Raw genomic sequence first — 10,708 nt, 5'->3', positions numbered from 1 at the left:
CTCCCCCCTCACGGGCAAGGCGCTCATGACGATCAAAGATGAAGCCATGGGCGAGCGCGCCACGCACGGCCTCATGGTCTGGAGCGACGTCTACACCAGCCGGTTCGGGCGCGAGAGCGTGAGCAGCGGCACCCTGCGAAACGTCTGGCAGCTGCTGAGCGCGGGAAAACCCGTCGCGCTCTTCTACGTGCCGGCGGGCCGCTTCTTCGACCTGAAGAGCCTCGATGATTACGAGGATCTCGTCCTGCCCCTCACCGCGCCAATCGCCCAGCGCTACTGGCGCGGGAAGCTCGTTCGCCCCGGCGGGTCCGGAGCGAACGAGACCGAGGCGCCCGCGCAGGAGACCCTTCCCGGGCTCTAGCGCGGGCGCCTCGGCGCATGAAGATACCCTGGATTACCGGCGGTTCGCGCGATAGTACTCGATCAGGGCCTTGGTGGACGCGTCCTGGCCGGCAAGGGCCTCGTCGTCGTGGAACGCGGGCGTGATCTGCTTGGCGAGCTGCTTGCCGAGCTCGACGCCCCACTGGTCGTAGGAATCGATTCCCCACACAACGCCCTCGACGAAGGTGATGTGCTCGTACAGGGCGATGAGCGCGCCGAGCGCCTCGGGCGTAAGGTCCACACCGAAGATGGAGGTGGTGGGGCGGTTGCCCTCGAACACGCGCGCAGGCACCATCCACTCGGCAGTGCCCTCGGCACGCACCTCGTCGGCGGTCTTACCGAAGGCAAGCGCCTTGGTCTGGGCGAGGAAGTTGCCCAAGAAGAGCTCATGGACGTCCTGGCCGTTGTCCGCAACCGGGTTGGGCGTGTTGACGAAGGCGATGAAATCCGCGGGGACCATACGGGTGCCCTGATGGATCAGCTGGTAGAAGGCGTGCTGGCCGTTGGTGCCGGGCTCGCCCCAGAAGATCTCGCCCGTAGCGGAGGTGATGGGGGAACCATCCCAGCGCACCTGCTTGCCGTTCGACTCCATGGTGAGCTGCTGCAGGTACGCGGGGAATCGATGCAGGTACTGGTTGTAAGGCAGCACGGCATGGCTCTCGGCGCCGAAGAAGTTGACGTACCACACGTTCAGCAGGCCCATAAGGGCGACGACGTTCTCCTCAAGCGGGGTCTCGGCGAACGCGCGGTCGATAGCATGGAAGCCCTCGAGGAACGCCTGGAAGCGCTCGGGGCCGAGGGCGACGATGAGCGACAGGCCCACGGCGGAGTCGACGGAGTAGCGGCCGCCCACCCAGTTCCAGAAACCGAAGGCGTTTTCGGGGTCGATGCCGAAATCGGCAACGAGGTCGAGTGCCGTGGAAACGGCCACGAAGTGCTTCGCGATGGCCTCGGCGTCCTGCTCGGGAGTGCCGTCGATAGCACCGGCCGCGCGCAGGCTCTCAAGCATCCAGGTCTTGGCCTCGCGCGCGTTGGTAAGCGTCTCGAGCGTGGTGAACGTCTTGGAGACGACGATCACCAGCGTGGTCTCGGGATCGAGGCCGCGGACCTTCTCGGCCATGTCGTTGGGATCGATATTGGAAACATACGTGCAGTCGATACCGGCGTCGGCATAGGGCTTGAGCGCCTCGTAGACCATGACGGGACCCAGGTCGGAACCGCCGATGCCGATGGACAGCACATGCTCGATGCGCTTTCCGGAAACGCCCTTCCACTCGCCGGAGCGCACGCGCTCGGCAAAGGCGTACATGCGGCCGAGCACCTCGTGCACGTCGGCGACGACGTCCTGGCCGTCGACCATGAGGGTACCGGCCTCGGACGCGGGACGGCGCAGGGCGGTGTGCAGGACGGCGCGGTCTTCGGTGGTGTTGATGTGCTCGCCGGCGAACATGGCGTCGCGACGGGACTCGAGGTTCACCGCGCGGCCCAACTCGGCAAGAAGCTCGAGCGTCTCGTCGGTTACCAGGTTCTTGGAGAGGTCGAAGTGCAAACCGGCGACGTCGAAGCTCATCTTGGAGACGCGCTCCGGATCGGCGTCGAACCAATCCTTAAGACTGATACCGTGCTCGACGAGTTCGTCGTGATGCTTCTGCAGCGCGGCCCACGCAGGGGTCTGGGTAGCATCGATAGGTGCGGAAACGGCGGTCATATGCTTCCTCCTTGACATAGACGCATCGGACGGCGCGAAAGCGTCGCCCCCGACTAGACGGCCCCTCCCCGGGAGCCCGACTGTCCAGCACGCTCATTGTATCGCGAATCGCCCGCCTTGGGCTCGCCCAAGAAGACGGGTGCAGCCAATCGCGTGTAAGCGGCAAGCCATATAAGCGAGGCGCAGAACCCGCCGATGACGTCCGATGCATAATGGACGCCCAGGTATACGCGGCTCACGCCGATCATCACGATGATGAAGGAGAACGCCCCGGTAAGCAGCAGGCGCTGCCCGCGGTCGCGCTCATAGCGCCATACCATCCAGACGATCAAGCCGAAAAACGCCATAGCCGCCATCGAATGACCCGAAGGGAAGCTGAACCCCGTCTCGACCGCGAGGCGGAACCCCTCGGGACGCGGACGCTGGACGATGGCCTTGAGCACCACGTTGAGCAGCGCGGCCAACGCAAGGTTGACCGTGCAGAACCAACCGGGACGGCGCCCGGGGGCGAACGCGGCGATCACGAGCAGCATGCCCACGAGCACCATCGGCGTTGCAAGCGCCGAGAACGCCTCCATGATGGGCGTGAGCCAATCGGCGCGCAGGTTCTCGACGATGGCCCAATACGCGAGCTGGTCGATGCGCATGGCCTCGCCCTCGAGGACCTCGACCATAAGAAAGAGGAAGATGCCCAGGCACGCCAGCACCAAGAGGGCGCGCCTGTTCGTACGCACCGAGTCCCTCAGGCGACGCGGCGCCTCGCGGCGCTCCTCGGGAGCCAGCGGCGAACGCTCGTCGAAACTCTCCACAAAAATCCTCTCCTCCCTACGACGTGCATGTGAGGGGCATTGTACCCAACCGATGCGCCGCTCTATCCCCCATCCCCCTTTTGACGGCGTCCGCGCGAGCGTATAGTATCGAACAGAAGTTCTAGAAACGTATGTTCGCATAGGGGTGGCCATGGGAGACGCGCAACGCACCTACATCTGCATCGACTTGAAGACGTTCTACGCGAGCGTGGAATGCGCGGACCGCGGGCGCGACCCCTTTACCACCAACCTTGTCGTGGCCGATCCCGACCGCGGGCCCTCCACCATCTGCCTGGCCATCACGCCCGCCATGAAGAAGCTCGGTATCCGCAACCGCTGCCGCGTCTTCGACATCCCGGCGCACGTCGACTACATCATGGCCAAGCCGCGCATGCGCCATTACATGGAGGTATCCGCCAAGATCTACGGCATCTACCTGGAATACGTGAGCGCCGAAGACGTGCACGTCTATTCCATCGATGAATGCTTCATCGATGCGACGCCCTACCTCGCACTCTACGGCCTTACGGCGCGCGAGTTCGCCCGACGCCTCATGGACGCCGTGCGGACCCGCACCGGCATCTGCGCCACCGCGGGGGTCGGACCCAACCTGTTCCTGGCCAAGGTCGCCCTCGATATCACGGCGAAGCATGTGCCGGACGGCATCGGCGTCCTCGACGACGATTCGTTCCGACGCCTCATCTGGCCGCACCGGCCCATCACCGACATATGGGGGATCGGTCCCGGCATAGCCGCGCGCCTGGCCCGCTACAACGTCTTCGACCTCATGGGGGTCGCCGCCCTCAACGAGGAGATCCTCTATCGAGAGCTCGGTGTGAACGCCGAATACCTCATCGACCATGCGCATGGACGCGAACCCTGCACCATAGCGGATATCCACGCCTACCGGCCCGCCGCCACATCGCTCAGCAACGGACAGGTCCTCGCACGCGACTATAGCTATACCGAGGCGTATACCGTCTTGCGCGAGATGGTCGACGCCTCGGCGCTCGACCTCGTGGACCGGCGCGCCGTATGCGACCGCATCTCGCTCTACGTCGGCTACGGCCGGGGCGCCGCGCCGAACGACGCCCTTCCCCCCGGCTGCCTCGATCCGGCGCGCCACAGCGCGCTCGACGACACCGCGCTCATAGGAGCGCGCGGCGGCGCGGCGCATGCGGGGCCGTTGTTCACAGGCGAGCACGGCACCAGGCCCGTCGCCGGGCGCGCGGCCTACGCCCACGCCGGCGGGCAGCGAAAGATCGGCGAGCAGACCAATTCGTTCAAGCACCTCATGCGCCATTTCGACCATCTATTCCGCGACACGATCGATCCGAAACGGCCCATCCGACGCATCAACATCGGCATGGGCAACCTCATTCCCGAGGAGATGGCGAGCTACGACCTCTTCTGCGACGTAGAGGCGGAAGAGCAGGAGCGCAGGCTGCAGCGCACCGTGCTGGACGTCAAGCAGCGCTACGGCAAAAACGCCCTGCTCAAAGGAACAAATTTCAAGCGCGGCGCCACCGGGCGCGAGCGCAACAACCAGGTTGGAGGACACCATGCCTAATCCGCAACGGCTCTCGGGCACCACGCGCGCGGGCCATAAGCGAGCAGACCGCGCAGCCCAGTTCATGCCATTCGCCGCGCTGACGGGCTACTACCAGCTCGCCCGCGAACAGGAGCGCATCGTGGAGCCCAAACACGAGCTCACCGAAGAGGAGGCGGAATCCCTTTCCCGCCAGCTCATGCAGCTGAAGAAGGGAGACCTGGTACGCGTAACCTATTACGATTGGGACGGATACATCACGAGGACCGATATCGTCCATAGCATCGAGCCCGCATTCCGCAAGCTTCGGCTCGCCCACGCCGTCGTGGGCCTGGACGACATCCGCGCCATCGAGCGAGGCGGCGATGCGGAAGCGGGCCGCTCGCATCGGGCGTGATGCACGCTCGGCCATGACGGCGCCCACGAGGCGCCAATCGGGTATCGTAGGCACGAGAGAACCGGCACCCCATGCTAAGGAGCACCAATGAACGACTTTTCCTTCTACTCGCCCACGCGCTTCGAATTCGGCCGCGGCGTGACGGACGCCGTGGGCACCGTGCTCGCAGCGGAAGGATACCGCCGCGCGCTCGTCGTCTACGGCGAGGGCTCGGCGGTGCGCGCCGGCACGCTCGATCGCGTGAAGCGCTCGCTCGAGGCAGCTGGGATCGAAACCGTCGAACTGGGAGGCGTCCGACCGAACCCCGAGATAGGACTGGTGCGCCGCGGTATAGCCAGCGCCCGCGAGAACGACGTCGACATCATCCTCCCCGTCGGCGGCGGTTCCGCCATCGACTGCGCCAAGGCCATCTCGCTCGGTACGCCCTACGACGGGGACGTGTGGGATTTCTTCCGCAAACGCGCCACGCCGAGCGACCGCATTCCGCTCGCCTGCGTACTCACCATTCCCGCTTCGGGCTCGGAGGGATCGAACTCCTGCGTGATCAGCAACGATGCCGAGCACCTCAAATGCGGCGTGAACACCGACCTCAACCGCCCGGTCATCGCGTTCATGGATCCGGAGCTCACCTTTACCCTGCCGCCCTACCAGACGGCGGCCGGCGCGACCGACATGATCGCCCATATCATGGAGCGGTTCTTTTCCGGCGAACCCGCCGTGGGCGTTACGGACAACGTCGCCTGCGGGCTCATTCGCGCCGCCATGAAAGCGGCGACCCGCGTCATGGACGACCCCGACGACTACGACGCACGGGCCGAGCTCATGTGGATCGGCACCCTCGCGCACAACGGTCTAGCGGGATGCGGCATGGCCGTACCCAGCGGCCGCGACGGCGACTGGACATGTCATGGACTGGAACACGAGCTCTCGGCCTTCGACACCTCGATCACCCACGGCGCCGGACTCGCGGTGATATTCCCCGCGTGGATGCGCGCCGTATGGACCGAGCATCCGGAGCGCTTCTTGGAGTTCGGCAAGCAGGTCTTCGATATCGAACCCGTCGACCCCGAGGAAGACGGCATCGATATCGAGCCCGAGCTCGCAGTGGGCTACGCCGTCGAAGCAACCATAGACGAGCTTCAGGAGTTCTTCGTATCGATGGGCATGCCCGCCAGCCTGAATGAGCTCGGCGTACGCGAAGAGGACATCGACGCGTTGATCCCGGGACTCGAGATCAACCGCGGCGCAACGTTTGGCAGCTTCAAGGTGCTCACGCTCGACGACGCTCGCGAGATCTATCGCAGCGCCCTATAGAAGCCCTCGAGGCGAGCGCCCCGTATCCCCAGCCGCAGGCACTGGGATACGGGGCGCGGCCATGACCGGCGGGGCGCTCAGGGGCGAAGGCGATCGCCGCCATGCGCCCGCCCCCGGCCAGATCTACGAGATATGGCCCAGGAAGTCCTTCGTGCGCTCTGACTTCGGATGGTCGAACACATCCTCGGGCGTGCCTTCCTCCACGATCACGCCACCGTCCATGAAGACCACGCGGTCGGCCACATCGCGGGCGAACTGCATCTCGTGCGTCACCACGATCATAGTCATACCGTCACGAGCAAGGTCGCGCATGACGCCCAACACGTCGCGCACGAGCTCTGGATCGAGGGCAGACGTCGCCTCGTCGAACAACATCACCTCTGGATTCATAGCCAGCGCACGAGCGATGGCAACGCGCTGCTGCTGACCGCCGGAGAGCTGGCCGGGCATGAAATCAACGCGGTCGGCCAAGCCCACCTTTGCAAGCTCTTCGAGCGCCACCGCCTCGGCCTCTTCACGCGAGCGCTTGAGCACCTTCTCCTGCGCGATCATGACGTTCTTCTTTGCAGACATATTGGGGAACAGGTTGAACTGCTGAAACACCATGCCCAGCTTGGCGCGCACCTTGTTGATATCCACGCCGCGCTTGGTGATATCCTCGCCGTTAAAAACGATCGAACCACCCGTGGGGGTCTCAAGCAGGTTCACGCATCGCAGCATCGTGGACTTGCCCGATCCCGACGGCCCCAGGACCACGACGACCTCGCCACGACGCACATCCAGATCGATCGAACGCAGCACCACGTTATCGCCGAAGCTCTTCTGAAGACCACGGATGCTCACCGCGATATCGGCACCATTCACATTGCTCATCTTCATGCTCCCTTACAAACCAGCGATATGGTCGGGCGGCGTCGGCACCACGGTGCCCGCGCTCTTCAACGGCTTCTTCGCCGCGGGTCCGGCCGAGGTACCGGCAGTCGCCCCCATCAAACGCGCCTCGAGCACGCTCACCACGCGAGCGAGCGGCAGCGTGACGACGAGGTAGAACAGCGCTGCCACGACATAGGGCGTAATCGAGCCCGTCGTAGCGACGATGGTCTTGGCATACATGACGATCTCCATGACGCCCACGGCGGCAAGCAGCGACGTATCCTTATATAGCAGGATAAACTCGCTGGTGAGCGTAGGGATAACGTTGCGGAACGTCTGCGGCACGATGATATAGACCATCGTCTGCACGGCGTTCATGCCCAGCGAGCGCGCCGCCTCGGACTGGCCCTTGGGAATCGACTGGATGCCCGCACGGAAAATCTCGCACAGATACGCAGCGGAGTTCATGGCCATAACGATCACGCCGAGCGCATAGTTATCGATGTTGATGCCGGCAAGCGGTAAGCCGAAGAACGCGATGTAGATCTGGAGAAACGCCGGCGTGCCGCGGATGAGGTTCACGTACACCCCCGCCAGTGCGCGCAAGATGCGCGAATTCGAAAGTCGCATGAGGGCGAATAGGAAGCCGAACGGGATCGCGACGGGAAATGCCAGCAACACGATGGCAAGCGACATGAGAAAGCCGCCGAAGATGATGGGCAGGCTGCTCACGATGAGCACGGGATTGAAGAACAGGCGCAGGAAGGTGTTGGAATTCCATGCCTGTACCCAGGGCTGCTGCTCGAGAAACACCTTGAACTGGTCGAGCGGCGTCACCGCGGTGATAGCGACTGCGGGAATACCCTCCACATCGTGGCTGGTTCCGTCGGCAAGCTCGTACGCACCGCGACATTGCATCTCACCGCCCGCCGCGGGGAACACGACGCCGTAGACCTCGAGACGGAAATATCGTCCCGCAGGAGCTGCCTGGGGGAACGCAAGGCGGAGCGTCGCGCCGTCCTGCTTGATTTCGGGCTCGATGAACTCGCGATCCATTAGATCGTCACCGGACAGCATGGTGAGACGCAGATCGTCGGTCTCATACGCCGTGCCCTCGGGAACCGTAAGGCTCAGCCCCGCGAGCGATTCGTCAGCAGCAGCCTGGACTTCCCAGGTGATGCGCGTCTCCGATCCGCCGAGCACTTCGCTTCCCGAATCGCCATTAGGCCGACAGGTGAGCTTCTCGACCTCTAGCGCATCGGCGCGCTGCGGCGTCGACATCCCCGCCCAGACCGCAAGCACCAGCGCGCAGCAAGCGAGGGCAAGGGTGCGGAGCGCGCGCCGCGTGCGGGCGCCGGCATCGAGCCGCGAGGAAAGCGGCACCGCATCATTCATCTTCATCGTGTATCCCCTTCGTGCAGATTATCCCGCCGATATGCGGCGAGCTCCCAGCATCCCCCATCGTGCGGGCCCGGCCGACCGAGCCCGCACGAGCCATGCGCAACCTATTTGATGTTGTACTGCGCCATCAACGCGTCGATGGTCCCGTCGGCGGCGAGCTTCTCGATCGACGCATCGAGGGCTTCCCTCAAAGCGGGATTTGCCTTGCCTACAGCGATGGCATACTCCTCGCCCGTTGAAACCTGCTTGATAACATGCTCGTTCGTAAAGGACGTTGCCACCAGCTGCGCCGCAACGGAGCGATTGGTCACGAGGGCCACCGCCTGGTTCGACTGGACGGCAGCGAAGCAATCCGTCGCGTTCTTGAAGGGCACCAACGAGGCCTTCGGGAAGTTCTCGCGTGCAAAGGCCTCGGCGGTCGAACCGGACTGCACGGCGATCTTCACGCCATCGGCATTCAAAACGTCGAAGCAGGTGTCGCCGGTCACCTCGGCGTTATCGGCCATCGTGACGATCGCCTGGTCATCGAGATAATAGGACTCGGTGAAATCGACTTGGTCCTCACGCTCTGGCGTGGCGGTGATAGCGGCGATGCCCACATCGTACTTAGCGCCCGACGCCACGCCCGGAACGATCGTGTCGAAATCGACGTTCTCGATCTTCAGCTCAAGATCGAGGTCTTCCGCGATCGCTCGAGCCAGATCGAGGTCGAAGCCCTTATATTCGCCATCCTGCATATACTCGAACGGCTCGTACTCTGCGGAGGTGCCGACGGTAAGCACGCCGTTCGTCACCAACTGCATCTCTGCGCCATCAGGCGAATCGTGCGACGAACCGTTCGCACTCGGAGCCCCGCCGCACCCCGCAAGCATCAAAGCGCCGGCAAGCGCAGTCGAAACCATAGCCATCCCCATACCGATCTTACGCATAACCTATCCTTTCCAACGTATACGTGACGCACTTATTCTCATGTGAACAAGTTCCTTAACTGGTAGTATACGAGGATATGCATGCATAAGAATCTAAAGACACAATATGCAGCGCCTAAAGAATTGTATTCGAAAAATACCACAGACTACGCTGTTTTATGCAAAACATTTTGATTCTTTGTGAAACATGGGGTCGCGACTCGACACTTTACTCATTATCACCGTGCTAGTAAGTAGCTGGCCTAACGTGCAGAATTGTATATTCGCATACCGTTCCCATAGGGTGTGTATGCATAAATATGGGAGACCCTGCGGCCTCCCATAACAGGAATATTAAGATGGAAACGGCGGCATGCCTGCAGCGGCAGATGCGGCATCGGCGGCGGCAGTCGCTAGCGATCCGCGAGCCCGCGCAGATAGGCGATCTCTTCCGCATAACCGGAAAGCTCGTCGTGCGGGGTCTCCAGAATAAACGGCAGGTCGCTCAACGCCGGATGCGTCACGATCGCCTGCAAGACGGACTCGCCGCCTCCGAGCTCGGCATTGCCCAAGTAGCCGCCGCCGATCACCTCGTGCCGGTCCTTGTGCGCGCCGCGCGGGTTCTTGGAATCGTTGATATGAACCGCACGCAGGCGCTCGAGCCCCACCACGCGGTCGAACTCCTCCACCACGCCATCGAGGTCGCCGATGATATCGTAGCCGGCATCGCTCACGTGGCAGGTATCCATGCACACGCCAAGCAGACCATCGAGCTCGGGGCGACGGGCGATGACGCCGCGGATGATGGCCATTATCTCTTCGAAGCTGCGGCCGACCTCGGTCCCCTTGCCAGCCATGGTCTCGAGCAGCACGGTGGTGCGCTGCCCCTCGAACATCACCTGGCACAGGCAGTCGACGATCAGCTCGATGCCGCGCTCGGCACCCTGCCCCACATGGGCCCCGGGGTGGAAATTGTAGTAGTGGCCGGGAAGCATCTCCAATCGCTGCAGGTCCTCAGCCATAGCCTGGAGTGCGAACTCACGCGCCCGTTCCTTTGCCGAGCAGGGATTATAGGTGTAAGGCGCGTGCGCCACCAGGCGCGCGAACCCCTCGTCGTCCAACAGCTTCTGCAGGGCGGCCACGTCGGCCGGATCAAGCGCCTTGGCGTTACCGCCACGCGGGTTTCGCGTGAAGAAGGCGAACGTGTTGGCCCCGATATCCAGCGCGGTCCTACCCATCGCCTCGTATCCCTTGGTGGTGGAAAGATGGCATCCGATTGCAAGCATGCGAGCCCCCATACATAAAGCTCGCGGCACCCGTCCGACAACGGGCACCGCGAGCCATCCAGTCGATAGCGCGCCCTAGCAT

The 10,708-nt window shown here is 63.4% G+C and carries 9 protein-coding genes and 1 pseudogene; 4 read left to right on the top strand and 6 right to left on the bottom strand.

The features are described from left to right. Nucleotides 1-361 (top strand): annotated as a pseudogene (locus I2E26_RS02400) (hypothetical protein); the annotation flags it as partial. Nucleotides 362-394: 33 nt separating this feature from the next. Here the strand turns inward: I2E26_RS02400 and pgi are convergent. Both pgi and I2E26_RS02390 read right to left on the bottom strand, forming a co-directional pair. Beyond that, the gene (gene pgi / locus I2E26_RS02395; RefSeq protein WP_195419475.1) at nucleotides 395-2,089 is read right to left on the bottom strand and encodes a glucose-6-phosphate isomerase; all 1,695 of its coding nucleotides are present in this window, start codon (nucleotides 2,087-2,089) and stop codon (nucleotides 395-397) included. A 53-nt stretch (nucleotides 2,090-2,142) separates the two neighbouring features. Then, nucleotides 2,143-2,898: a phosphatase PAP2 family protein gene (locus I2E26_RS02390; RefSeq protein WP_147587916.1), complete on the bottom strand. Its 756-nt coding sequence runs from the start codon at nucleotides 2,896-2,898 to the stop codon at nucleotides 2,143-2,145. 151 nt (nucleotides 2,899-3,049) lie between these two features. Here I2E26_RS02390 and I2E26_RS02385 point away from each other — a divergent pair, with 151 nt between their 5' ends. The 3 genes from I2E26_RS02385 to I2E26_RS02375 all read left to right on the top strand — a co-directional run bounded on the left by I2E26_RS02385 (nucleotide 3,050) and on the right by I2E26_RS02375 (nucleotide 6,158). Continuing rightward, nucleotides 3,050-4,468 (top strand): DNA repair protein, encoded by a 1,419-nt coding sequence (locus I2E26_RS02385; protein ID WP_195419474.1) that lies wholly within the window; start codon nucleotides 3,050-3,052, stop codon nucleotides 4,466-4,468. Beyond that, entirely contained in the window at nucleotides 4,461-4,844 is a 384-nt protein-coding gene (locus I2E26_RS02380; protein ID WP_195419473.1) for a hypothetical protein, read from the top strand. Before I2E26_RS02385 ends, I2E26_RS02380 begins: the two co-directional genes overlap by 8 nt. 87 nt (nucleotides 4,845-4,931) lie before the next feature. Further along, nucleotides 4,932-6,158, top strand: a complete 1,227-nt coding sequence (locus I2E26_RS02375; RefSeq protein WP_195419472.1) for an iron-containing alcohol dehydrogenase — start codon at nucleotides 4,932-4,934, stop codon at nucleotides 6,156-6,158. 123 nt (nucleotides 6,159-6,281) lie between these two features. On the opposite strand, the gene I2E26_RS02370 is transcribed toward I2E26_RS02375, so the two are convergent. The 4 genes from I2E26_RS02370 to I2E26_RS02355 form a co-directional block, all read right to left on the bottom strand. Further along, nucleotides 6,282-7,031, bottom strand: a complete 750-nt coding sequence (locus I2E26_RS02370) for an amino acid ABC transporter ATP-binding protein (RefSeq protein WP_147587920.1) — start codon at nucleotides 7,029-7,031, stop codon at nucleotides 6,282-6,284. 12 nt (nucleotides 7,032-7,043) lie between these two features. After that, nucleotides 7,044-8,432: an amino acid ABC transporter permease gene (locus tag I2E26_RS02365; protein ID WP_229056349.1), complete on the bottom strand. Its 1,389-nt coding sequence runs from the start codon at nucleotides 8,430-8,432 to the stop codon at nucleotides 7,044-7,046. A 104-nt stretch (nucleotides 8,433-8,536) separates the two neighbouring features. Further along, on the bottom strand, nucleotides 8,537-9,361 hold the full coding sequence (locus I2E26_RS02360; RefSeq protein WP_195419471.1) for an ABC transporter substrate-binding protein: 825 nt from the start codon (nucleotides 9,359-9,361) through the stop codon (nucleotides 8,537-8,539). Between the two features lie 392 nt (nucleotides 9,362-9,753). After that, nucleotides 9,754-10,626, bottom strand: coding sequence for a deoxyribonuclease IV (locus I2E26_RS02355; protein WP_195419470.1), 873 nt, complete (start codon nucleotides 10,624-10,626; stop codon nucleotides 9,754-9,756). Between the last annotated feature and the right edge of the window lie 82 nt (nucleotides 10,627-10,708).

The organism is Collinsella sp. D33t1_170424_A12, from assembly GCF_015554865.1.
Taxonomy (GTDB): domain Bacteria; phylum Actinomycetota; class Coriobacteriia; order Coriobacteriales; family Coriobacteriaceae; genus Collinsella.
This window is presented reverse-complemented; position numbering and strand designations above follow the sequence as displayed.

Bases quoted from the DNA above. Each gene is read 5' to 3' on its own strand.
- I2E26_RS02355 (WP_195419470.1), bottom strand. From the start codon at position 10,626: ATGCTTGCAATCGGATGCCATCTTTCCACCACCAAGGGATACGAGGCG.
- I2E26_RS02375 (WP_195419472.1), top strand. From the start codon at position 4,932: ATGAACGACTTTTCCTTCTACTCGCCCACGCGCTTCGAATTCGGCCGC.
- I2E26_RS02380 (WP_195419473.1), top strand. From the start codon at position 4,461: ATGCCTAATCCGCAACGGCTCTCGGGCACCACGCGCGCGGGCCATAAG.
- I2E26_RS02365 (WP_229056349.1), bottom strand. From the start codon at position 8,432: ATGAAGATGAATGATGCGGTGCCGCTTTCCTCGCGGCTCGATGCCGGC.
- I2E26_RS02360 (WP_195419471.1), bottom strand. From the start codon at position 9,361: ATGCGTAAGATCGGTATGGGGATGGCTATGGTTTCGACTGCGCTTGCC.
- I2E26_RS02370 (WP_147587920.1), bottom strand. From the start codon at position 7,031: ATGAGCAATGTGAATGGTGCCGATATCGCGGTGAGCATCCGTGGTCTT.
- I2E26_RS02385 (WP_195419474.1), top strand. From the start codon at position 3,050: ATGGGAGACGCGCAACGCACCTACATCTGCATCGACTTGAAGACGTTC.
- pgi (WP_195419475.1), bottom strand. From the start codon at position 2,089: ATGACCGCCGTTTCCGCACCTATCGATGCTACCCAGACCCCTGCGTGG.